At 71.9% G+C, this 23,221-nt stretch carries 18 protein-coding genes; 11 read left to right on the top strand and 7 right to left on the bottom strand.

Annotated features, from left to right (window positions below):
- Window position 1: 1 nt before the first annotated feature.
- Both Ate02nite_RS33235 and Ate02nite_RS33230 read left to right on the top strand, forming a co-directional pair.
- Entirely contained in the window at window positions 2–1,057 is a 1,056-nt protein-coding gene (locus Ate02nite_RS33235) for a hypothetical protein (RefSeq protein ID WP_203811830.1), read from the top strand.
- Between the two features lie 46 nt (window positions 1,058–1,103).
- Window positions 1,104–1,841, top strand: a complete 738-nt coding sequence (locus Ate02nite_RS33230; protein ID WP_203811829.1) for a DinB family protein — start codon at window positions 1,104–1,106, stop codon at window positions 1,839–1,841.
- Here Ate02nite_RS33230 and Ate02nite_RS33225 read toward each other — a convergent pair.
- Both Ate02nite_RS33225 and Ate02nite_RS33220 read right to left on the bottom strand, forming a co-directional pair.
- Window positions 1,827–3,119: a M1 family metallopeptidase gene (locus tag Ate02nite_RS33225; RefSeq protein ID WP_203811828.1), complete on the bottom strand. Its 1,293-nt coding sequence runs from the start codon at window positions 3,117–3,119 to the stop codon at window positions 1,827–1,829. The two genes, Ate02nite_RS33230 and Ate02nite_RS33225, sit on opposite strands and share 15 nt — an antisense overlap.
- Window positions 3,116–6,919: a Pls/PosA family non-ribosomal peptide synthetase gene (locus Ate02nite_RS33220; RefSeq protein ID WP_203811827.1), complete on the bottom strand. Its 3,804-nt coding sequence runs from the start codon at window positions 6,917–6,919 to the stop codon at window positions 3,116–3,118. The genes Ate02nite_RS33225 and Ate02nite_RS33220 overlap by 4 nt, the downstream gene beginning before the upstream one ends.
- A 153-nt stretch (window positions 6,920–7,072) precedes the next feature.
- On the opposite strand from Ate02nite_RS33220, the gene Ate02nite_RS33215 reads away from it, so the two are divergent.
- The gene (locus Ate02nite_RS33215) at window positions 7,073–8,197 is read left to right on the top strand and encodes a glutamate--cysteine ligase (protein ID WP_203811826.1); all 1,125 of its coding nucleotides are present in this window, start codon (window positions 7,073–7,075) and stop codon (window positions 8,195–8,197) included.
- Here the strand turns inward: Ate02nite_RS33215 and Ate02nite_RS33210 are convergent.
- Window positions 8,194–9,324 (bottom strand): LLM class flavin-dependent oxidoreductase, encoded by a 1,131-nt coding sequence (locus Ate02nite_RS33210; protein ID WP_203811825.1) that lies wholly within the window; start codon window positions 9,322–9,324, stop codon window positions 8,194–8,196. The two genes, Ate02nite_RS33215 and Ate02nite_RS33210, sit on opposite strands and share 4 nt — an antisense overlap.
- Before the next feature lie 117 nt (window positions 9,325–9,441).
- Here Ate02nite_RS33210 and Ate02nite_RS33205 point away from each other — a divergent pair, with 117 nt between their 5' ends.
- The 3 genes from Ate02nite_RS33205 (at window position 9,442) to Ate02nite_RS33195 (ending at window position 13,838) form a co-directional block, all read left to right on the top strand.
- Window positions 9,442–11,040 (top strand): methyl-accepting chemotaxis protein, encoded by a 1,599-nt coding sequence (locus tag Ate02nite_RS33205; protein WP_203811824.1) that lies wholly within the window; start codon window positions 9,442–9,444, stop codon window positions 11,038–11,040.
- 69 nt (window positions 11,041–11,109) lie between these two features.
- Window positions 11,110–13,197 carry an adenylate/guanylate cyclase domain-containing protein gene (locus tag Ate02nite_RS33200; protein WP_239147889.1) on the top strand — a complete coding sequence of 696 codons (2,088 nt, stop codon included), beginning with the start codon at window positions 11,110–11,112 and terminating at the stop codon, window positions 13,195–13,197.
- Window positions 13,198–13,199: 2 nt separating this feature from the next.
- Window positions 13,200–13,838: a Crp/Fnr family transcriptional regulator gene (locus tag Ate02nite_RS33195; RefSeq protein WP_239147909.1), complete on the top strand. Its 639-nt coding sequence runs from the start codon at window positions 13,200–13,202 to the stop codon at window positions 13,836–13,838.
- Window positions 13,839–13,863: 25 nt separating this feature from the next.
- On the opposite strand, the gene Ate02nite_RS33190 is transcribed toward Ate02nite_RS33195, so the two are convergent.
- Complete coding sequence (locus Ate02nite_RS33190; protein ID WP_203811822.1) at window positions 13,864–15,129, bottom strand: calcium-binding protein; 1,266 nt, start codon at window positions 15,127–15,129, stop codon at window positions 13,864–13,866.
- Window positions 15,130–15,361: 232 nt separating this feature from the next.
- Between Ate02nite_RS33190 and Ate02nite_RS33185 the strand changes: the two genes are divergently transcribed.
- Window positions 15,362–15,934, top strand: coding sequence for a hypothetical protein (locus Ate02nite_RS33185; RefSeq protein WP_203811821.1), 573 nt, complete (start codon window positions 15,362–15,364; stop codon window positions 15,932–15,934).
- A gap of 6 nt (window positions 15,935–15,940) precedes the next feature.
- Window positions 15,941–16,504 (top strand): hypothetical protein, encoded by a 564-nt coding sequence (locus Ate02nite_RS33180; protein ID WP_203811820.1) that lies wholly within the window; start codon window positions 15,941–15,943, stop codon window positions 16,502–16,504.
- 91 nt (window positions 16,505–16,595) lie between these two features.
- Here the strand turns inward: Ate02nite_RS33180 and Ate02nite_RS33175 are convergent, their stop codons facing one another.
- Genes Ate02nite_RS33175 through Ate02nite_RS33165 form a run of 3 tightly spaced genes read right to left on the bottom strand, consistent with a single transcriptional unit; the run spans window position 16,596 to window position 19,548 of the window.
- The gene (locus Ate02nite_RS33175; protein ID WP_203811819.1) at window positions 16,596–17,783 is read right to left on the bottom strand and encodes an ABC transporter permease; all 1,188 of its coding nucleotides are present in this window, start codon (window positions 17,781–17,783) and stop codon (window positions 16,596–16,598) included.
- Window positions 17,780–18,439, bottom strand: a complete 660-nt coding sequence (locus Ate02nite_RS33170; protein WP_203811818.1) for an ABC transporter ATP-binding protein — start codon at window positions 18,437–18,439, stop codon at window positions 17,780–17,782. Before Ate02nite_RS33170 ends, Ate02nite_RS33175 begins: the two co-directional genes overlap by 4 nt.
- Window positions 18,436–19,548 (bottom strand): peptidoglycan-binding protein, encoded by a 1,113-nt coding sequence (locus Ate02nite_RS33165; RefSeq protein WP_203811817.1) that lies wholly within the window; start codon window positions 19,546–19,548, stop codon window positions 18,436–18,438. Before Ate02nite_RS33165 ends, Ate02nite_RS33170 begins: the two co-directional genes overlap by 4 nt.
- Before the next feature lie 90 nt (window positions 19,549–19,638).
- On the opposite strand from Ate02nite_RS33165, the gene Ate02nite_RS33160 reads away from it, so the two are divergent.
- From Ate02nite_RS33160 to Ate02nite_RS33150, 3 genes are all read left to right on the top strand, one after another.
- Window positions 19,639–20,337: a response regulator transcription factor gene (locus Ate02nite_RS33160; RefSeq protein WP_203811816.1), complete on the top strand. Its 699-nt coding sequence runs from the start codon at window positions 19,639–19,641 to the stop codon at window positions 20,335–20,337.
- The gene (locus Ate02nite_RS33155; protein ID WP_203811815.1) at window positions 20,334–22,109 is read left to right on the top strand and encodes a sensor histidine kinase; all 1,776 of its coding nucleotides are present in this window, start codon (window positions 20,334–20,336) and stop codon (window positions 22,107–22,109) included. Before Ate02nite_RS33160 ends, Ate02nite_RS33155 begins: the two co-directional genes overlap by 4 nt.
- Before the next feature lie 97 nt (window positions 22,110–22,206).
- Complete coding sequence (locus tag Ate02nite_RS33150; protein ID WP_203811814.1) at window positions 22,207–23,136, top strand: glycosyltransferase family 2 protein; 930 nt, start codon at window positions 22,207–22,209, stop codon at window positions 23,134–23,136.
- Window positions 23,137–23,221 lie beyond the last annotated feature (85 nt).

The raw sequence follows: 23,221 nt of genomic DNA, 5'->3' as shown, positions 1-23,221 counted from the left end.
CATGCCCGACGACATTCGCATTATGCGTCTGGCCCGCAGGTACCGGCGGTGGCTGTTGGCCTACCCCCGGACGTATCGGCACGAGCGTGGTCCGGAGATCCTGGCGACGCTGCTCGACGCCGCTGATCCCGGCCGATCGCGGCCGGCTGCGCGCGAGGCCGCGCTGCTGCTGCGGCACGGCTTCGGCCGGCGTCTCGCCGAGTTCGGGCGCCGGGCGTTCGTGGTCGCGGCATTCGCGGCCGTGCTCGGCGGGCTGAGCGGGATCGCGCTCGGCTCGTGGCTGGCCTGGCGGGACGTGGATCCGATGGCGCCGGACAAGACCACCGTGATCGGCCTCGCGCCCACGATCCTGCCGGTCCCCTTCGACGACAGGGCCCGCCAGTTCGGGCGGCAAACCTTCTGGAACCCGTACAGCAACGACACTTGGCACGGCGGTACCGGCGTGCGTGTCGGCCGGACCAGTGTGACCGGCATGATGCCCCCGCAAGCCGGCGTGGAGCAGGTCGCCGCCGCCGTCACCCGGCAGATGCGCACACACGGCTGGCAGGACGTGCGGATCACGGTCCGTCGCGAGCCCGGCGTTTTCGCCGAGGTGACCGGCACCCGCGCCGGCTATCTCGCCGCAGTGCAGATCACCCAGGCCGTATCCAACCCGTCCGCCCTGAATCTCGACGTGATGTGGGCCGAGCCGCCCGGCCACCTACGCGACACCATCCTCGGCGGCCTGGCCGGCACTCTGCTCGGCGCTCTGTTCGGGCTTTACACCGCGAAGCGCATGCGCCGCTTCGAGCCGGGCCGGCAGCGGGCGTACTCGAGACTCTGCGTTGCCACGCTGCTGATGCTCGCCCCGGCCGGTCTGGGCAACATCCCCACCTCGACCGGCTCCCTGCTGGCCAACACCCACCGCAACGGTGACGGTCCCTCGGTGTACTGGGGCGGTTTCGTGTTCTTCGGGGCCGAGCCGCTCGCCATCCTGTCGCTGCTCCCGATCCTGGCGATCGTCGTCTGCTGCGTCTGGCCACAGCGGGCAACCGTCCGCACGCCCACCATCGTCTGAGATGCCGAGCCCTCTCACCAGACACGACACCCGCGATGATGGAGCGATGACGACCTATTCCGGCACCAAGGAGTTCGAAGGCGCTACCTTCGTCCGGGCCAGTTTCAAGGGCGCCACCCTGCGATTCTCCGATCTCCGTGGGGTGACTATGCGCGAAGTTGATGTGGGTGGGCTCGACATCGACAGCCACGACCTGTTCTTCGGCAGCCTCTTCGTCAACGGGGTCGACGTGGTGCCGCTCGTGGATGCCGAGCTCAACCGGCAGTTCCCGGGCCGCGAGCTGCAGAAGGCGCAGACGCCCGAGGGGCTGCGCGAGGGTTGGGTCGCGGTGCAGTCCGCGTGGCAGACGACGGTGGCGGGCACGCCGCCGGACCTGGTGGACACCCGCGTTGACGACGAGTGGTCCCTGGCCCAGACCCTGCGGCACCTGATCCTGGCGACCGACGCCTGGCTCGGCGGCGGGATCCTCCGGGTGCCGCAGCCGTTCCACGAGATCGGCCAGATCTTCACCGGTGCCGCCGACATGGGTTTCGACATGTCGATCTTCCGGGTGGACCCGCCGCTCTACCCGGAGATCCTCGCGGTGCGGGCCGAGCGACAGCGGATGGTGACCGACTTCCTGGCCACGGCCACGACGGAGCTGCTCGCCGAGGAACGCGACAACCCGTGGGGCGGCGGCGACTGGCATCCCAGCGTCGGTGACTGCGTTCGGGTGATCCTGGAGGAGGAATGGGCGCACCTGCGCTACATCCGACGGGATCTCGCCTCGCTACAGCGGGGGTAGTTCGGGGCGGTCCAGCCAGGCGGTCAGGAGGTCGTCCTGGTCGACGTGGGCGCGGAACTGGTCGGTGGTCACCGTCGAGTGGCGGTGTTCGGCTACCCAGGAGCGCAGCAGCCGGAAGAACGCGGCGTCGCCGACCTTGTTGCGCAGGGCGTGCAGGGTCAGGGCGCCGCGTTTGTAGACCAGGGGATCGAACATTCGGTGGACGCCCGGATTCGCCACGGTCAGGTAACCCCGGTGGGTGGCGACCCAGGCGTGCCACTGGGCGGCGTGCGTCGCCGCCGTCGGACCGCCGGAAACCTCGGACCAGAGCCATTCGGCGTACGTGGCGAAGCCCTCGTTGAGCCAGATGTGCCGCCAGTCGGCGACCGTGAGGCTGTTGCCGAACCACTGGTGGGCCAGCTCGTGCGCGACCAGCCGCTCGTGGGTGCGCTGGCCGTCGACGTGGTTGCGGCCGAAGACGGCCATGCCCTGGGCCTCGATCGGGTCGTCCAGGTCGTCGTCGGCGACCACCACGACGTACTCCAGGAACGGGTATGGCCCGAAGAACCGTTCCATGGTCGCCATGATCTCGCCGTGCCGGCCGAAGTCGTACCGGAAGTTCGTGCGCAGGCCGGGCGGGATCGCGGCTCGCTGGATCACCCCGCCGGCGGCCAGCTCGACCAGGTCGTAGCGTCCGACCTGGACACTCATCAGGTACGCGGGGGTGGGCTCGTTCCGCTCGTAGACCCAGGTGCGGGTGCCGGCGCCGCGGCGGCGGGAGACCAGGTCGCCGGTGACCAGCGCGGTGTACGGCGCCGGGGCGGTGATGGTGACCAGGTAGGTGGCCTTGTCGTCGGGCCGGTCGTTGCACGGGAACCAGGACGGGGCGCCGTTCGGCTGGCTGGCCACCAGCGCGCCGTCGGTCAGCTCGTCCCAGCCGATATCGCCCCACCGGCCGGAGATCGGTACCGGCGTGCCGGCGTACCGGACCTCGGTGGTGAAGGTGGCGCCGTAACCGATCGCCTTCTCCGGCCGGACCTGGAGCTTGCCGCCGCGGTGGGTGAACCGGGCCGGCCGGCCGTCGACCCGCACCTCGGAGATCCGGAAGCGGCCCAGGTCAAGGCTGTAGCGGGACAGCCACTGGCTGGCCCGCGCCGTCACGACCGCCCGGCCGGCCAGCCGGTTCGAAAAGACCCGGTAGTCGAGGTCGAGGTCGTAGTGGAGCACCCGGTAGCCGCCATTGCCGTGTTCGGGAAGGTACGAATCGGTCGAATGGTCGGCTCCGGGTGTTGCCGTCATACCCAATTCGCGATCGGGTTGCCCAGCCAGCGGCTGTCCTCGGGCACCGCGTCGCCGCGAGTGACCAGGGAGCCGGGCCCGACAGTGGTGCGTGCGCCGATGCTGGCGCCGGGCAGCACGATTCCGTGCGGGCCGAGAGTGGCGCCCGCGCCCAGAGTGACCTCGTCCATGGCCATGATCCGATCATGGAACAGGTGAGTTTGCACTACGCAACCGCGGTTGACAGTGGCGCCCGCCCCGAGCCGCACCAGGTCGTACTCCGGCAGCCAGAAGGTCTCCAGCCAGGCACCCCGGCCGATCTTCGCGCCGAGCGTCCGCAGCCACACGTTCAGTAGCGGTGTGCCGGTGGCGAACCGGAACAGCCACGGTGCGGCGAGCACCTCGACGAACGTGTCGGCGAGCTCGTTGCGCCAGACGAACGACGTCCACAGCGCGTGCTCGGTGACCCGGAACCGGCCGACCAGCAGCCACTTCGCCGCGGTCGCCAGCAGGGCGCCGGTGATCGCCGCGACCAGCAGCACCGGGCCGGCGGCGAGAGCGGCCACCCAGGCGCCCGCGGACTGCCACAGGTACGCGAGCCCGGCGAAGAGGAGAACCGCCAGGACGGCGCCGCACATCACCGGGATGATCCGGCACAGCTCGATCGCGGCCCGGGCCGCCTTCAGGCGCAGCGGCGGGGCGTAGGTGCGGCTGGCGTCGCCGGCCGAGGCGGTGCGGCGCAGCGGCATCGGCGGGGAGCCGAGCCAGGACGAGCCCTTCTTGGCCTTGCGCGGCGCCGACGAAAGCACCCCGACCAGGCCCCGCTTGGGCACCGACCGGCCGGGCGCGGCCATCCCGGAGTTGCCGAGGAAGGCCTGCTTGCCGATCCGCGCGGGAGCGACCCGCAGCCAGCCGTGGCTCAGCTCGTAGTTGGCGACCATGGTGTCGTCGGCCAGGAACGCGCCGTCCTCGACGGTGGTCATCGCGGGCAGGGCGAGCACCGTGGAGACCTCGGCGTTGCGCCCGATCTTGGCGCCGAGCAGCCGCAGCCACACCGGGGTGAACAGGCTCGCGTACATCGGGAACAGCGCGATCCGGGCCATCCCCATCAGCCGCTCGGTGGTCCACACCTGCCAGGCCACCCGGCCGCGGACCGGGTGGAAACCGGCTCGCAGGCCGATGCTGAGCAGCCGGACGCCGCCCAGCACGAGCAGGGCGTACGTGACGAAGTAGGCGACCGCCGCGACCGGGGCGGCGAGCAGCGCGGCGCCGAGGGTCGGCCGGGCGGCCAGGATGGCCAGCGCGGGCAGCACGGCCACCACCGGCAGCAGGCCCAGCAGCTGCGCGGTCAGGCTGTACAGGGCGACCCAGAGCCGGGAGCGGTGCGGGGGACGGTCGGCCGGCCAGGCCGCGTCGTCCTTGCCGCGCTTGTTCGCGCCGACCGAGCCGGTGACGGTCGAGCCGGCGTCGACGCGGGCGCCCTTGCCGATCCGGGTGCCGGGCATCAGGGTGCTGCGCGAGCCGACCCGGGCGCCGGCGCCGATCCGCACCTTGCCGACGCGCAGGACGTCGCCGTCGACCCAGTAACCGGACAGGTCGACCTCGGGCTCGATCGCCGCACCGCGGCCGAGTTTGAGCAGGCCGGTGACCGGCGGGGCGGAGTGCAGGTCGACGTCCGGGCTGATCTGGGCGCCGAGCGCCTTGGCGTAGGTGATCATCCAGCCGGCCCCGGCCACGCCGGTCGCGCCGGTGAGGTCGGCGAGCCGTTCGGCCGCCCACAGCCGCACGTGCACGCCGCCGCCGCGCGGGTAGTCGCCCGGGCGTACCCCGCGGGTCAGCAACCGGGCCCCGGCCGCCGCCATCGCGATCCGGCCGGGCGGACTGAACAGCAGCGCCCAGCCGGCGGCGATCCACCACCAGGACACCTGCGGGACCGGCAGCGCGACGATCTTGGCGAAGGCCGCCAACACGGTGAGCCAGCGCAGCCCGACCAGGGCCAGCATCGGCAGCATCAGCAGGCCCTGGAACAGCCCGGTGCGGCGCGGCGTGGGCCGCACCTCCCGGCGCACCGCCGAGGTGGTGACCAGCGCGTCGAGCACCGCGGCCATCTCCGACAACCGGGGGTGCTGGTAGACGTCGGCCACCGACACCTGCGGGTGCTCGCGGCGGACCCAGGCCACCAGCTGCGCGGCGTTGAGGCTGCTGCCACCGTGGGAGAAGAAGTCGGCGTCGGCGGCCTTGGGCCGTACGCCCAGGATCTCCTCCCAGCCGCCGGCCAGCCACTCCTCGGTGACCGACAGCTCGTCGTTCCCGCCGCTGGAGGCCAGCGGCCAGGGCAGCGCGGCCCGGTCCACCTTCCCGGAGGTGCGGGTCGGCAGCGCCTCGACCTCGGCCAGCAGCGGGACGAGCGCGGCCGGCAGCTGCTCGCGGATGCGCAGCGCCGCCGCGGCGGCGTCGAAGTCCTCGCGCGGCACCACGTAGCCGACCAGCAGCTGGTTGCCGGCGGCGGTGCGCTTGATGGCGGCGGCCGCGCCGGCGACGCCGGGCAGCGCCTGCAGCGCGGCGTCGACCTCGCCCAGCTCGATCCGGCGGCCGCCCAGCTTGACCTGCTCGTCGCCGCGGCCGAGGAACAGCAGGCCCTCGGGCTCGGCCCGGACGATGTCGCCGCTGCGGTAGGCCCGCTCCCAGCCGAGGGACTCCAGCGGGGCGAATTTCTCGGCGTCCTTGGCGGCGTCGAGGTAGCGGGCCAGCCCGACCCCGCCGATGACCAGCTCGCCGGTCTCGCCCATGGCGACCGGCTGGCCGGACGGGTCGACCACGGCCAGCTCCCAGCCGTCCAGCGGCAGCCCGATGCGCACCGGGCCCTCGCCGGTCAGCCGGGCGGCGCAGGCGACCACGGTGGCCTCGGTCGGGCCGTACGTGTTCCAGACCTCGCGGTGCTCGACGGCCAGGCGCTCGGCCAGCTCGGGCGGGCAGGCCTCGCCGCCGAAGATCAGCAGGCGGACGTCGTCGAGCGCCTCGACCGGCCACAGCGCGGCCAGCGTCGGCACCGTGGACACCACGGTGATGCGCTGCTCGGCCAGCCACGGGCCGAGGTCGACGCCGCTGCGGACCAGCGAGCGGGCGGCCGGCACCAGGCAGGCCCCGTGCCGCCAGGCCAGCCACATCTCCTCGCAGGAGGCGTCGAAGGCGACCGACAGGCCGGCCAGGACGCGGTCGTGCGGGCCGATGTTCTCGTCCTCGAGGAACAGCTGGGCCTCGGCGTCGACGAACGCGGCGGCGGAGCCGTGCGAGACCGCCACCCCCTTCGGGGTGCCGGTGGAGCCGGAGGTGAAGATGATCCAGGCGTCGTCGCCCGGTCCGGGCCGTTCGGGACGGCCCTCGGGGGTACGCCGGACCGACACGGTCAGCTCGTCGGTGATGACCGCGCAGACGCCCGCCTCGGCGAAGACCAGCTCGGCCCGCTCCTCGGGGTCGTCGGCGTCGACCGGGACGTACGCCGCCCCAGCCGCCAGCACACCGAGGATGGCCAGGTAGAGCTCGGCCGTACCGGAGGAGACCCGGATGCCGACCCGGTCGCCGGTGCCGACGCCGTGCCCGCGCAGCGTGGCGCGCACCTTCTCGACCTCGTCGGCGAGCTCCCGGTAGGTCAGCCGGGTGCTGCCGGCGTCGATCGCCCGCGCGGAGGGATGGGCCCGCACGGTGTCGTCGAGGATGTCGAGCAGGGTGCGGCGAACCGGTGCGGAACGGGACTGGAAAAGGGCCAGAGCCTCGGGAGCCTCGGGAAGATCGATCAGTTGCAGATCAGTCGTCACGGTCACCGGGCGTGCTCCATCTTTACCTCACGGGTAGACGTCGGCCAGGCGCGCAGCCCGGGGCAGCCCTCAAAGTTACGCGTTTCCGGCGGTAAATGACGGCTGCATTACCGATTGGTGTCGACTGACACACCCTCGGCGACGGGCATAATTGGACGAGTGCACATCGACTTCGCCGGGTCGGCGCGATCCCGGCTGGGGATCGAATGGGAAATAGCGTGCGTCGACCGGCGTAGCGGCGAGCTCAGCCCGGCCGCCCCGGAACTGCTCGCGAAGATCGGCGCGACCGACGGCTTCCCGCACGTCACGAACGAGTTGCTGACCAACACCCTGGAGATCGTCAGCGCGCCGCACCACCGGGTCCGGGACGCGGTCGGCGACCTCAGCGGCCTGGTCGAGCGCATCCGGGAGTACGCCGAACCGATGGGCGTCGACCTCATCTCGTCCGGCACCCACCCGTTCAGCCAGTGGTTCCAGCAGCAGGTGACCCCGGACAAGCCGCGCTACGACACCCTGATCGACCGCACCCGCTGGTGGGGCCGGCAGATGATGATCTGGGGCGTGCACGTCCACGTGGCGGTCGAGGACCGCCGCAAGGTGTTCCCGATCATCGACGGCCTGCTCACCTATCTGCCGCACTTCCAGGCGCTGAGCGCGTCCAGCCCGTTCTGGGCCGGGGAGAACACCGGCTACGCGTCCAACCGGGCGCTGATGTTCCAGCAGCTGCCGACGGCCGGGCTGCCGCCGTCGTTCACCGACTGGTCGCAGTACGAGGCGATGGTCGGCGACCTGCGGCACATCGGCGTCATCGAGGAGGTCAACGAGCTGCGCTGGGACATCCGCCCGTCGCCGAAGTGGGGCACGATCGAGATCCGCTCGTTCGACGGCATCTCCACCGCCCGGGAGATCGGCGCGATCGCGGCCCTCACCCAGTGTCTGGTCGAGCACCTCTCGGCCGAGCTCGACGCCGGCCGGGAGGTGCCCCGGATGCAGCCGTGGTTCGTCCGGGAGAACAAGTGGCGGACCGCCCGCTACGGGATGGACGCCATCATCATCCAGAACGCCGCCGGCGACGAACGGCTGGTCGCCGACGACCTGGGCGAGTTGCTGCCGGCGCTGGCCCCGACCGCCGACGCGCTGGGCTGCGCGGTGGAGCTGGAGCGGGTGCACGACATCGTCACCGGCGGGGCGAGCTATCAGCGCCAGCTGCGGGTGGCCGCGGCCACCAACGGCAGCCTCAAGGCCGTCGTCTCGTCGCTGGTGCGTGAGTTGCGCGAGGGCTAGCCCTTCGCAATCTCGGCGGCCGCGTCGGCGACCGTCTGCCCGGCGGCGGCCGGTCGTCCGCCGTACGGGTCCTGGTCGCTCCAGAGCGTCGTCGGCGCGGCCTTGCGGACCACCGGGATGACCTCGGCGGCGAGCCGTTCGAGCATGTGCAGCTGCTGCTCGTGCGGGATCATGGTGGGCAGGCTGAACGACTGGAGATCGTGCCCGAACCCCTCGTGGAACCAGAGGATCTTCTCGGCGATCTGCTGCGGCGACCCGACCAGCACCGGTCCGCGGGCGATCGCGTCGTCGATGCTGCCGAACGTCATCTCGTTACCCGGGGTGTGGTTGCCCGGCTGGTTGAAGTAGGCAACCAGGCGCTCGTAGGTCGGCCCGAACGCCTCCCGGGCCTGCTGCGTGGTGTCCGCGAGGTAGAGGAAACCGGCCCCGGCCGCGACGTAGGCGAACCGCGAATCGTGGCCGTTCTCGGCGTACCGCTGCCGGTAGTGGTCGATGAGAACGGTGTAGTTGTCGCGCGGCTGGATGGCGTTGGCCGAGAACAGCGGATCACCCCACTTCGCCGCGAGTTCCGCCGAGGTCAGCGTGGTCGCCGAGCCATGCCAAATTCGAGGGCTTCCGGCGTACGGGCGGGGAAGGCTGGTCACCCCATCGAGTGGCCCGCGGAACCGGCCCTGCCAGGTGACGTCCTCCTCGCGCCACAGCCGGCGCAACAGTTCGTACTTCTCGGCCAGCGCGTCCCACTGGTCGCCGTTCTCGATGTTGAACATCGGCAGCTGGCGCAGCTCGTTGCCCTTGCCGATGACCAGCTCGAGCCGTCCGCGGGAGAGCTGGTCGACGGTGGCGTAGTCCTCGGCGACGCGCAGCGGGTCGTGGATCGACAGCACCGAGACGCCGGTCTGGATGCGCACCCGGCTGGTGGTCGCGGCGATCGCCCCGAGCAGGACGCCGACCCCGCTGGACAGGAAGTTCCCGGCGTGCCGTTCGCCGAGCGCGACGGCGTCGTAGCCGAACTCCTCGGCGTACCGGGCGGCGGTCAGCGCCTGGGAGAAGCGCTCGTCGACCCGGATCGCGCGGCCGGTCACCGGGTTGGTCAGATGCGGCAGGATGTCGAGAACCTGGAATCTCACCCCCTCACCCTAGCCATTCCTATGACACCTACGGAACTGATGGGGTTTGAGAAGTCTGACGTTCCGGAGACTGCAAATCGGGCACTGAATCTCCATTTCAGCTTTTATCGTGACGGAATGGTGTCCATCGGAAAACGCGTGAGTTCGATGAGCATCCGCTCGAACCTCCTGGTGGCGGCGGCTATCGGGCTGGTCGTGGCGGTCGCGGTCGGGGTCGTCGGGATTCTCCGGATGTCGACCATCGCGGACCGGGCCGATGCGATCTACCGCCAGGCGCTGCAGCCCCTGGCCGTGGTGCAGGACATCCAGCAGCTGATCTGGCACTCGCGGTGGGCCGGCCTGTCCGGCTCGACCTCGACCGACGCCACCAAGGCGAAGGCCTACAACGCCGAGGCGGCCGAGTACATCGCGGCGGTCTCGCAGCGGATCACCGACTACGACGCCCTCGACGTCACCTCGACCGAGAAGGCCGGCATGGCCCAGGTGAAGACGTCCTGGGAGGCGTACCTCACCTATCGCGCCCAGGCGGTCGCCCTGCAGCAGGCCGGCAAGCTCGACGAGTGGCAGACCATACGCAGCACGAAGCTGAACCCGGCGATCGTGGAGGCGGTCGGGCACATCGAGGACCTGAAGACCCTCACCCAGGCCAAGGCGGCGACGGCCTCGGCGGCCGCGCGGTCGGCCGCCACCAGCGCCCGGACCACCATCATCCTCACGCTTGTCGTCGGCATCCTGCTGGCCGGGCTGCTCGCCCTGATGTCGGCCCGGGCGCTGTCGCGCCGGCTGGCCGACCTGGAAGCGGTGATGTCGGCGATGGCCGACGGTGACCTGCGGGCCCGTACGGTGGACGGCGGTTCCGACGAGATCGGCCGGATGTCCCGCTCGGCATCGGCGGCGGTCGGCCACATGCGGGACGCGATGCAGACGCTCTCCGAGGCCAGCGCCGGCGTGGCCCAGCGCTCCGACGAGATGCAGCAGGCCAGCCGCAACCTGGCCGGCGGCGTCGAGCAGACCTCCAGCCGGGTCAGCTCGATCGACCAGGCCGCTGAAGCGGTGACGGCGGGCGTGCAGGCGGTCGCCGGCGGCGCCGAGGAGATGGGCGCGGCGATCCGGGAGATCGCGATCAGCGCCGGCGAGGCGGCCAACGTGGCGTCCAGCGCGGTCGGTGTCGCGGCCGAGGCGGAGACCCTGATGACCAAGCTCGGCGTCTCCTCGGCCGAGATCGACAGCGTGGTCAAGACGATCACCGCGATCGCCGAGCAGACCAACCTGCTGGCCCTGAACGCCACCATCGAGGCGGCGCGGGCCGGCGAGACCGGCAAGGGCTTCGCGGTCGTCGCCGGCGAGGTCAAAGACCTGGCCCAGGAGACCGCGAAGGCCACCGAGGAGATCAGCCGGCGGATCGAGGCGATCCAGCGGGACGCCAAGGAGGCGGTCGAGTCGATCTCCGGCATCGGCCAGATCATCGGCAGCATCAACGACTTCCAGACCACCATCGCCTCGGCGGTGGAGCAGCAGAGCGCCACCACCAACGGCATGACCGAGGACCTCGGCCGGGCGGCCGGTGGCACCTCGGACATCAGCGCCCAGCTCGCCGACGTCGTGAGCGTCACCACGACCACCCGGGAGGCGGCCGAGGCCACCGAGACCGCCGCCACCGACCTGGCGCAGATCTCGAGCCGGCTCCAGCACGTGATCGGGACCTTCCGCTACTAGGTTTACTCCCGGGTTGACCTGCGCTTATCCGACAGCGGCAGCACGCGCGTCCCGGCTTAGGGTGAGCGGGTGGATCCACCGGCGGGTCGTGGCCGACCAGCCCGGGTGATCGTGTGGGTCGCGCACCTCGCGGCCCCGCTGGCCGGGCTGGCGGTGCTGGCCGCCCGGCCGGAGCTCGACCATCGCTGGCAGCACGGCCCGTCCCACTTCTGGCTGGTGCTCGCGGTGTCGGCGGTCAGTCTCTGGCTGGCGATCGTGATCAACGAGGCGGCCCGGCGGCGGTCCGACGTACGGCTGCTGCTTGTCGCGTTCTCCTTCCTGGTCGCCGCCGCCTTCCTCGGCCTGCACGCGGTGGCGACGCCCGCGGTGCTGCTGGGCGGGCGCAACGCCGGTTTCACCTACGCCTCGCCGGCCGGTCTCACCCTGGCGGCGGTCTTCGCCGCCGCCTCGGCCACCGACCTGTCCGCCCGCCGGTCCGCCGCGGTGCTGCGCTGGTCCGGGCCGTTGCGCGCGGCCCTGCTGCTTGTAGTCGGGGGCTGGGCGGTGGCGTCGCTGGCCGGCCTGCCGCCGCTGTCCCGGGTGCCCGGCGCGGACGAGAACACCCCGATGGTGCTGATCTCGGCGGCCGGCGTGATCCTGTTCGGCGTCGCCGCGGTCCGCTACTACCTGCTCTACCGCAAGCGGCGCGCGGTCATGCTGCTGTCGGTGGTGACGGCGTACACCCTGCTGGCCGAGGCGGCGGTGGCGATGGCGGTCGGCCGGAGCTGGCAGGCGTCCTGGTGGGAGTGGCACCTGCTGATGGCGGCCGGGTTCGGCTACGTCGCGTACGGCGCCTGGGTGCAGTACGGCAACGAGGGCGCGGCCGGTGGGCTGTTCGCCGCGGTCGGCACCGAGGACACCGTGCGCCGGCTGCGCGCCGAGTACGGCGCCGCGCTCGAGGCCCTGGTCGACGCGCTGCACCGGCGGGAGAGCGGCCGGCTGACCGAACAGCAGATGGCCGCGACCACCGCCCGGCTGGCCGAGCGTTTCGAGCTGACCGAGGGGCAGACCGCGGTGCTGGGCCGGGCGGCCGGCGCGCTGGCCGCCGAGCGCGACCAGATCCGCAAGCTGGGCGCGCTGGTCGCGGTCGGGCACGACTCGCGGGTCATCCTCACCGACACCGAACTGCTGCACCGCGCGGTCACCCACATCGCCCGCGCCTTCGACCGGTACGACGTCGGCGTCGGCCTGGTCGAGGAGAACGACCTGACCCTGCCCGCCGTGTTCCGGTCCGAACAGGACGTGGCCCGGGCCGCGCTGGCCGCCGGCACGCCGGTCACCGGCCGGTCCGGCACGCTGTTCCTGCCGTTCACCGTCAAGGGCCACCCGGCCGGGGTGCTGGCGGCCGGCCCGCCCGGCGACCGGGTGCCGGACCGCGACGCCGCCCTGCTCGCCTCGCTGGCCAGCCAGCTCGCGATCGCGCTGGAGAACGCCCGGCTCTACCACCGGCTGGACGTGCTGTTCCGGCAGTACATGTCGCCCGACGTGGCGACCGCGCTGGTGGCCGACCCGAGCCAGGCCGCGCTGGGCGGCGCGGTGGTCGAGGTGACCTCGCTCTTCGCCGACCTGCGCGGCTTCACCACGTTCTCCGAGCAGTCCACGCCGGGGCAGATCGTCGAGATGCTCAACCGGTACTTCGACGTGGCGACCCGGGCGGTCCTCGGCCAGAACGGCACGGTCGTGCAGTTCGTCGGCGACGCCCTGATGGCCCTGTTCAACGCCCCGGCCCGGCAACCGGACCACGCGCTGCGGGCGGCCCGCGCGGCACTGCGGATGCAGTCCGAGGTGGACCGGATCGCCGCGGGCTGCCCGGGCTGGCCGCGCTTCCGGGTCGGCATCAACACCGGTGAGGCACTGGTCGGCAACATCGGGGGCGAGGCGCTGCGCAACTTCAACGCGATGGGCGACGCGGTGAACGTGGCGGCCCGGCTGGAGACCTCGGCCGAGCCGGGGCAGGTGGTGATCGGCGCGGCGACCCGGGACCTGCTCGGCGACGGAGCCCGGGTCGAACCGCTCGGCGACCTGCGGGTGAAGGGCCGGAGCCAGCCGGTTTCCGCGTACGTGCTGTGTGGTTTGCGAGGTGAGGACGAATGGCACGGGAGTACCTTGATCAATTGAGGGTGGACGATCGGGCGGATCTGCTCGCCCGGGGCCGCCGGCGGCGCTGGCCGTGCGGTGCGACCCTGTTCGGCGAGGGCGACCGGTCCACCTCGGTGGTGCTGGTGCTCAGCGGCCGGGCGAAGGTGTTCTCGCTGACCGAGCAGGGCGGCGAGGTGCTGCTCGCGATCCGCGGCCCGGGGGCCTTGCTGGGCGAGATGTCTGCTCTGGACGGTGCGCCCCGGTCGGCGTCGGTGGCGGCGCTGGAACCACTGGACACCATCGTCGTACCCGTGCGGTCTTTCCTTGATTTTCTGTTGGACCGCCCGGACGCGGCGGTCTGCATCGTCCGGTTGATCGTGAGCCGGCTGCGCGACTCGGACCGCAAGCGGGTCGAGTTCGGCACCTACGACGCCCTCGGCCGGGTCGCGCTGCGGCTGGCCGAGATGGCCGAGCGGTTCGGCCAGTCCGGCGAGCACGGCGAGCACGGAGTGCGGATCACCCTGCCGCTGACCCAGGACGAGCTGGCCGCCTGGACCGCGTCCTCCCGCGAGTCGGTGACCAAGGCACTGCGCACGCTGCGCCGGCACGGCGTGATCGAGACCAGCCGCCGGTCGGTCGCGGTCCTGGACGTGGACGGGCTGCGCGCCCGGGCCAGATGAGGCCCGGGCGCGCAGGGTGAGGGGGTCAGAGTTCACAACTGACCCGGATGTCGATCGCGTCGGTGTTGCAGTCGTCGACGTTGGCGCCACCGTCGGCCCGGTCCCGCTGGCCGTCGACGGCCTGCAGCAGGTCCTGGCCGGCCTGGCCGAACATCTGGTCGTTGCCGGCGCCGCCGGTCAGCGTGTCCCGGCCGTTCCCGCCGGTGAGGACGTCGTTGCCGTTCCGGCCCTGCAGGTTGTTCGCCAGGGCGTTGCCGGTGAGCCGGTCGGCGGCCCGCCCGCCGATGGCGTTCTCCACGTTGTTCTGGTTGTTGTCGCCCTCCGGTCCGGAGCCGTCGTTGGCGACGCTGTTGAGGGTGACGTTGACCGGGATGCCGCGGGCGGCATAGTCGGTCGTGTCGGTGCCCGCACCGCCGCTGAAGTTGTCCCGGCCGTCCGGGGTCGACAGCGCCACCGCCGTGTCGTTGCCCGTCCCGCCGACCAGGGTGTCGTTGCCGGCCCCACCGATCACGGTGTCGTTGCCGTTACCGCCGATCAGACCGTCGTTGCCCGGCCCGCCGACCAGGGTGTCGTTGCCGTCCCGGCCGGTCAGCGTGTCGTTGCCGCCCCGGCCGTCCAGCACGTTGCCGGCGGCGTTGCCGGTGAGCCGGTCGCCGGCCCGCCCGCCGATGGCGTTCTCCACGTTGGACAGGTTGTTGTCGCCCTCCGGGGCGGAGCCGTCGTTGGGCGCATTGTCCAGGGTGACGTTCACGGCGATGACCCGGAGCCGGTAGTCGGTGGTGTCCCGGCCGGCTCCGCCGTTGAAGGTGTCCCGGCCGTCCCGCACGGCCTCGGCGACCGCCCGGTCGTTGCCGCGGTTGCCGATCATCGTGTCGTTGCCGAACCCGCCCGTCAGCACGTCGCTGCCCGGCCCGCCGATCAGCACGTCGTTGCCGGGACCGCCGGTCAGCAGGCCGGTGGTGGTCGTGGTGTTGTTGACGCGGTCGTTCAGATTGCCGGTGTTGACCGCGAGCCGGGTGATGCCCGCTGCCGGACAGCGGACCGCGTTGGCGGCGATCCGGACACAACCCGGCCCGGCCGTCATGGTGTCGCCGAGGTCGCGGAGCACGAAGTTGGCTCCGACCCGGGTGATGGTGATGTTGTTGGCCCGGTTGTTCGCGGCGTTTGCGGTGATCTGGGCGCCGGCCCGGGTGACTCCCGTGGCGGCGTAGGCCGGAGCGGCCATCAGCAGTGTGGGTACCGTCCCGAGTACTGCCAGAGCAGCGAACCGGCCAGGATGGCGCAGCTTCATGACTTTCTTCCCCCTCGATTGCGTGCCGGCGACCCCTCGCCGGGCACCGCAACACCGTCGCAGCTCAACCACCTGCGGCCGGAGGAACAAATACGAGTCCGAGTGAGTAAAGATGCTCGCCGCAACTGTCGGCCGGACGCTCGTCCGGCCAACCTGACACGTTCCTGACGCCCGGCCGGGAGGCTGTCCGACGCCCGGGATCGGCCCGGGCACCGGACAGAGAGGCGACTCCATGCGGAGAAGTCAGGTGCTGGCGGTGGCGGTCGCGCTGACCTTCCTGTCAGCCTGCGGATCCCCGGCCGAGAGCAAGGCCGACAGCGAGAAGAAGGTGGCCACGCTGGCCAGTGTGGAGGCGGCGCCGTCCGCCTCCGCGTCGGCCACCGCGCAGCGCCCGCGCGAGCGGCTGGACACCACGCCCGAGGAGTTCGAGGCGATGCTGGGCCCCTACAACAAGTGCATGAAGGAACACGGCTACTCGCCGAAGGGTGAGCCGAACGGCGGCACCGGCGCCCGACCGGCCACCGACAAGGAGAAGGAGTCCTCCGACGAGGCGAACCGGATCTGCGAGCCGCAGTTCTACCCGCTGCCGCCGTGGGAGAAGGACCCGGCCAACCCGGAGTCCCGCGACTTCGCCCGGGACGTGGTGAAGTGCCTGAAGAAAAAGGGCATCAAGTACGTCGAGGTCTCCGACGACGGCATCAGCATCGCCCTGGGCGGCGAGCAGAACGACCCGACGTCGATCAGCCGGGGCCTGGACCTGGCCCCGGAGTGCGAGCGCACCGTCGCCGCGGCCCGGAAGAAGTAGCCGGCGATGCGAAGAATCCCCATCGCACTGGTGATCGCCGCGATCGCACTGTCGTCCTGCGACTCGCCCGAGCCCCGGCCCGAGCAGACCGGCGGCAAGGTCGCCAGCCTGACCAGCGCCGCGCCGAAGGCGTCGGCCAAGCCGGAACGCCCGCGCGAACGGCTGGACGGCACGCCCGAGGAGTACGAGGCCCTGCTCGGGCCGTACAACAAGTGCCTGAAGGAACACGGCGCCCTGCCGAAGAGCGAGTGGTACCAGAACGGCCAGGTCCCCGAGAAGAGCAAGCTGATCGAGCTGGCCGACAAGGCGACCGAGGCGGACCGGATCTGCGGTCCGCTCTATTCCCCGCTGCCGCCGTGGGAGAAGGACCCGGCCAACCCGGAGTCCCGCGACTTCGCCCGCGACGTAGTGAAATGCCTGAAAGGCAAGGGCATCAAGTACGTCGAGGTCGGCGACAACGGCGTCGACGTCGAGCTGGGCGGCGCGAACAACGACATGCCGTCGATCCGTAACGGCCTGGACCTGATCCCGGCGTGCGAACGCGAGGTCGCGGCGAAGCTGAAGAAGTAGCGGCCGGGGAGGCGGCGGCCCCGGCCGCCGCCTCGAGAGCTTCGGGATAAGGCCTCTGCCCGTACCGGAAGAGGTTGTGGCCTTGAGGTCCTCAGACCGTGGCCAGCGCCTGGGTCGGGGTCAGGCGGGCCGCTCGCACGCACGGGTAGACGCCGGCCAGCACTCCGATCACGATGGCGCCGCCCACCCCGACGCCGGCCGACTGGGCGGGGATCACCAGGGGCCAGTCCTGCCAGGCCGCGTAACCGATGGTGGCTAGCAGGCCCAGGGCGGTGCCGCCGATGCCGCCGAGGGTGGCCAGCAGCACCGACTCGGTGAGGAACTGGCCGCGGATCTGGCCGCGGGTGGCGCCCAGCGCTCGCCGCAGGCCGATCTCGGAGCGTCGTTCCAGGACCGAGACGACCATCGTGTTGGCGACGCCGATCCCGCCGACCGCGAGCGCCACCCCGGCCAGCGCCAGGAACAGCACCGAGAAGCTGCTCTCGGTGGCGCGCTTGGCCGCCAGCGCGTCGGACGGCCGGGTGACCATGACCGCCCCGGGTCGTTCCGGCGAGACGGTCTCGGCCAGTACGTCGCGCACCGCCTCGATCTGCGACTCGTCGCTCTGCACGTAGAGCACGGTCGGGTGGCCGTCGAAGCCCAGTTCGGACTTCGCGGCCGGCCAGCCGACCAGCACCGACCGGTCGATATCGGGGGCGAGCGGGGTGGTGGCCAGGATGCCGACCACGGTGAACTTCCGGTCGGCGATCACCACCTGGGGCGCGGGCACGCCGGCCGGCAGGCCGGTCACGCCGAGCCGGCCGGCCGCGACCGAGCCGAGCACCACGGCCGGGAACCGCTCGGTCGCCGCGGTCAGCCAGCGGCCGGTCCGGACCCGGGCGTTGATCGTGGGGAGCAGGTCGGTCCGGGCGGCCAGCACGGTCAGGCCGGAGCCGTTGCCCGGGTCGGTGCGGTCGTTGCGGCGCACCAGGGTGTGCGTGTTGGCGACCGCGCTGGCCGCGGTGACCGGGCCGATCCGCCGGACCATCTCGACCGCCGTTTCCGGCAGCGGGGCCGGCGGGTTGACGTCGGGCAGGGCGACCGCCTGCAGGGTGTTGGTGCCGAGCGCGCTGAGCTTCTCGACCAGTGCCGCCTGGCTGGACGACGGGATGCCGGTCACCACGATCATCGTGGCGATGCCGATCGCGATGCCCAGGGCGGACAGCGCGGCCCGGGCCGGCCGGGTGCGCAGGCCGAGCAGGCCGAGCGACAGGAAGTCGGCGAACGACAGGTGGATCACCGGACCAGCCGCCCGTCCCGGATCTCGATCCGCCGGGGCAGCGACGCGGCGATGTCCCGGTCGTGGGTGATCAGCGCGATCGTGGTGCCCTGCTCGTTGAGCCGGCGCAGCAGGTCGAGCACGACCTGGCCGGTGGCGGTGTCCAGGGCGCCGGTCGGCTCGTCGGCCAGCACCAGCGACGGCCGGTTGACCAGCGCGCGGGCGATGGCCACCCGCTGCCGTTCGCCGCCGGACAGCTGCGCCGGGCGGTGCCCGGCGCGGTGCGTGAGACCGACCCGGGCCAGCGCGTGCCGGGCCCGTTCCGGCCGGTGCCGGCGCGGCACCCCGCCGTATAGCAGGCCGGTGGCCACGTTCTCGGCCGCGGTCAGCCCGTCGGTGAGGTGGAACTGCTGGAAGACGAAGCCGATCTCGCGGGCCCGCAGCGCGGACAGCCGCCGGTCGCTGAGCGTGGCCACGTCCTGCCCGGCGATCCGTACCGTGCCTTCGGTGGGCCGGTCCAGGGTGCCGATGATGTTGAGAAGGGTGGACTTGCCCGACCCGGACGGGCCGACGATCGCCACCAGCTCACCCTCGGCGATGTCCAGGTCGACGCCGGTCAGGGCGGCCACGCCGCCGGGATAGCGCATGCTCACGCCGCGCAGGGACAGGACCGTCATGACGCGACCACCACGTCGACGCCCTCGGCCAGGCCGGCGCCGCTGATCTGGACCCAGCCGTCGGCGAACATCCCGGTCTCGACCGCCACCAGGCCGTTCGGGCCCTGCACCGCGTATCCGCCCTCGGTCAGCGCGATCAGCGCCTCGATCGGCGCGGCCAGCACGTCCTTCGCGGTCTTCCCGGCCACGTTCACCGCGACGTTGGCCGAGTCGAGCTTGGCGATGGTCTTCGGGTCGTCGACGGTCACCGACACGGTCAGTTTCGGCGGGCCGTCGGCGACGCCGCCGTCGGCCGCCGCCAGGGTGCGGCCCACCGACAAAATCCGGGCCTTGACCGTACGGTCGTCGGGCAGCGTCACGGTCACCGCGTCCCCGCGATCCAGGGCGGCGGCGTCGTTCAGCTCGGCCGACACGGTGATCACCTTGCGGGTGGAGGTGACCGACATCAGCGGGGCGTTGGCGGGGGAGCCGGGCTGGGCCGCGATCGCGTCGACCCGGACCGCGCCGGCCAGCACCTCGACGTCACCGACCGCGATCGTGCCGGTGACCGGGAGGCCCAGGTCGTCCTGCCAGCGCTTGATGGCCGCGATCAGCCGGTCGGTGAGGACGCTCGCGCCGTCGTCGTCGACCGCCGGCGGCCCGAACCCGTACCCCAGCGCCCGGAGGTTGTCGGCGATGATCCGCACGTCCCGGCCGGTCAGGTTCTTCCCGGCGATCGGCCGGTACAGCGGCATGCTGCCGTAGAACAGCGTCACCGGCTTGTCGTCCGCCCGGAACAGCTGCTTGCCGCGCTTGATGGTGGCGCCGACGGCCGGCAGCCAGGTCACCGTGGCCGCGGTGTGCCCGGCGAGCGGGCGCGGCGGGCCGAAGCCGATGCTGCCGTCCAGTTTCCGGGTGGTGGACAGGTCGCGGCGCTCGAGCGGCACCGTCTCGACCGCGGTCGTCTCCTCGACCACCGGTTCCCCGGCTGCCCGGTGCCGGAGCACCATGACCGCCGCGCCGGCCCCGAGAGCAGCTACGACCAGCAGTCCAGCCAGCCACTTCACCCAGGTCCGGCGGCGTGGCGGTGGGTCCGGAACGAGCGGTATCACTTCGGTCGTCGCTTGCATGGCGACGAGCGTGGCCGGGGGCGGTTAGAAAGCTGTTAGGTATCGTCGAACTTCTCATCGCGGGTGCGGGACGCACCTATCATCGCCGCCATGTGTGCTCAGGTCCTGGTCGCCGAGGATGAACCCCGCCAAGCCGAGGTGGTCCGGCGCTATCTGGTCGCGGCCGGTCACCAGGTGCTGGTCGTGCACGACGGCCGGGCCGCGCTGGCCGAGGCCCGGCGGTGGCAACCCGACCTGCTGGTGCTGGACGTAATGATGCCGGGCCTGGACGGCCTGCAGGTCTGCCGGACACTGCGCGAGGAATCGGACGTGCTGGTGCTGATGCTCACCGCCCGGACCACCGAGGACGACCTGCTGCGCGGCCTGGAACTGGGCGCCGACGACTACCTGACCAAGCCGTACAGCCCGCGGGAGCTGATGGCCCGGGTGCGCACCCTGCTGCGGCGGGTGTCCCGGGGCGCCGCGCCGGCCGGGCCCGGACCACGGCGGGTCGGCCGGATCGGGGTCGACCCGGCCCGGCACGAGATCACCGTGGACGGCGTCCCGGTCGAGTGCACCCGCGGCGAGTTCGCCATCCTGGCCGCGATGTCCGAGCAGCCCGACCGGGTGTTCAGCCGGGCCCAGCTGCTGCACCACACCCGCGGGATCGACCGGAGCTCGACGGAACGGACCATCGACGTACACATGATGAATCTGCGCCGGAAGATCGAGGCCGACCCGCAGCGACCGGCCCAGCTGATCACGGTGCACGGCGTCGGTTACAAGCTGGCGGCGGAGACGCCGGGATGACCGGCCGGGTGCCGGTGCGGCACAGCCTGGTGACCCGGCTGCTGGTCACCTCGGTGCTGATCGCGATCGCCGCGATCGTGTCGACCGCCTGGCTGGCGGCCAGCACCGCGACCCGGGCCATCCGGCAGGAGCAGGGCCGGTCGCTCACCGAGGACAAGGGCGTGTACGACATGCTCGTCGCGTACGCGGCCGGGCATGCCGACTGGTCCGGCGTCCCGGCCCTGATCCAGCAGCGGGCCACCAAGCTGGGCCGCCGGATCACCCTGACCACCCCGGACCGGGCGGTCATCGCCGACTCCGGCCCGGGCCCGTCGCTGGCGACCGCGCGGCCGTCCGCCACCGTCGACCCGCTCAACCTGGACCTCGCGCTGACCGGCGGCACCGAGCGCATCGACGGGCGGGTGACCGGCCCGTTCCGGATCCCGGCCGACCAGCGCGACACGCTGCGGAAGCTCGCCTCCGATGAGCTGATCTGCCTGCGCAAGGCCGGCGCCGACGGCAAGATCACCGAGCAGCCGAGCGGCCGGCCGGTGGTCACCGCGCTCGGGTCCGATTCGGCGAAGATCGAGATCTACTGCGATCGGCGGCTGCCGTTCGAGATCACCAAGTCCGAGCGCAAGCCGCTGCAGAACCTCGGCGACCTCACCTCGCGCTGCGTCGGCCTGCCGGCCGGTTATCAGGTGGGGGTGTGGCCGGACTTCTCGACCTACGTGGCGAAGGCCGACTCGCCGCGCGACGTGGCCGCCGTGCCGATGCCCGACACCGGGACGACGCCCACCGCCCGCATCCGCGGCTGCGTGGAGAAGTCCCGGCGGACCATGCTCCAGCCGTACGTGGCCCCGGCCGCCCTGCTGTTCGTCACCGACCCGGGCGCGGGCGCCGACCAGACCCGGTTCACCCTGTCCCGGCCCAACACCATCCGGATCGTGGCCACCACCGGTGGCGTCCTGCTCGCCACCATCCTGGTCACCGTGCTGGTCGGCCGCCGGCTGGTCCGGCCGCTGCGGGCGCTCACCGACGCCGCCGACCGGCACCATCCGGCCCCGGTGTCCACCCAGGACGAGATCGGCCGGCTGGCCCGGGCCCTGAACGACTCCACCGAGCGGCGGGACCGGGCCGAGGCGCAGCGCCGGGACATGGTCAGCGACGTGGCGCACGAGCTGCGCACCCCGCTGACCAACATCCGCAGCTGGCTGGAGGCCGCCCAGGACGATCTGGCGCCGACCGACGCCCAGCTGCTCGGCCTGTTGCACGAGGAAGCGGTGTTGCTGCAGCACATCATCGACGACCTGAGTGACCTGGCCGAGGCGGACGCCGGCACGCTGCGCATCCACTCGGAACCGATCAAACTGCGTGACGTGCTCGCCCAGGTGGTGGACAGCCATCAGGCTCCCGCGTACGCGGCCGGGGTGCACCTGGGCATCGAGGTCGACGGCGAGCCGGTGGTGGCGGCCGACGCGGTGCGGCTGCGCCAGCTGGTGGGCAATCTGGTCTCCAACGGCATCCGCTACACCCCGCGGGGCGGTTCGGTCACCGTCGGGGCAAAAGGGGCGACGATTACCGTACGGGACACCGGTGTCGGTATCGCCCCGGCCGACCTGCCGCGGATCTTCGACCGGTTCTGGCGGGCCGATGAGTCCCGCAGCCGGTCGACCGGGGGCAGCGGCCTGGGCCTGGCCATCGCCCGCAAGCTGGCCGAGGCGCACGGCGGCACCATCGAGGTGGCAAGCACCCCGGGCGAGGGCACCACGTTCACGATCCAGCTGCCCTGACCGGGCGTATCAGTCAATTCAAACCTTTCGGCCATGTCCGCAATTATGGTGTTTTGTTAACTTGGAGGGGCAGCCCCGCGCAACTGAAGGACCCCCCATGACGCAGGATCGCCGCAGCACCATCCGCTCGACGCCGGACCGCCGGAGCACCCCGCCCGGCCAGCCCCGCCGGCCACCCAAGGTCAGTGTCGTCATCCCCACGCTGAACGAGGCGAAGAACCTGCCGCACGTGTTCGAGGCGCTGCCGGTCGGCCTGCACGAGGTCATCCTGGTCGACGGCGGTTCGTCGGACGACACCGTCGAGGTCGCGCGCCGGCTGCGCCCCGACGTGGTGGTGGTACAGCAGACCCGTACGGGCAAGGGAAATGCTCTGGCTGTTGGGTTTGCCGCCTGCACCGGCGATGCCATCGTGATGATCGACGCGGACGGCTCCACCGACCCGGCCGAGATCCACCGGTTCGTCGAGGCATTGATCGAGGGGGCCGAGTTCGCCAAGGGCTCGCGCTTCGGCAAGGGCGGCCACAGCGACGACATCACCCCGCTGCGCCGGGCCGGCAACATGGGCCTCAACCTGTTCGTCAACACCCTGTTCAAGACCAAGTTCACCGACCTCTGCTACGGCTACAACGCCTTCTGGCGCCGCGCCGTACCGGTGATGGACCTGCCCGCGACCGACCTGCCGCGACCGGCCGACGGCAGCAAGCTGTGGGGCGACGGGTTCGAGATCGAGACCCTGATCAACATCCGGGTCGCGGCCGGCGGAATGCGGGTCACCGAGGTCTCCAGCATCGAACACCTGCGCATTCACGGCGTGAGCAACCTCAACACGTTCCGGGACGGCACCCGGGTGTTGCGCACCATCCTCAGCGAGTACCGCCGGCTGCACGCCCAGCGGCGCGCGGCGGCCAAGGCCGCGGCGCCCGGCCGGGGCAAGGTCGTCCCGGTGCTGGCCGTTCCCGGCGGCAATTGGTACGGAACGGTCGACGGGCTGCTCGCGGCCGAGACCGAGGCCGCGCCCACCCGGTAGTCCCTTTTAAAGGCCGCCGACCCGGTTCGTCCTACCGGGTCGGCGGTTTTGTTGGATCGAAATCGGTCTACGCCTTCCCCTTGCT

The sequence above is a fragment of the Paractinoplanes tereljensis genome (genome assembly GCF_016862435.1).
Classification (GTDB): Bacteria; Actinomycetota; Actinomycetes; order Mycobacteriales; family Micromonosporaceae; genus Actinoplanes; species Actinoplanes tereljensis.
This window is presented reverse-complemented; position numbering and strand designations above follow the sequence as displayed.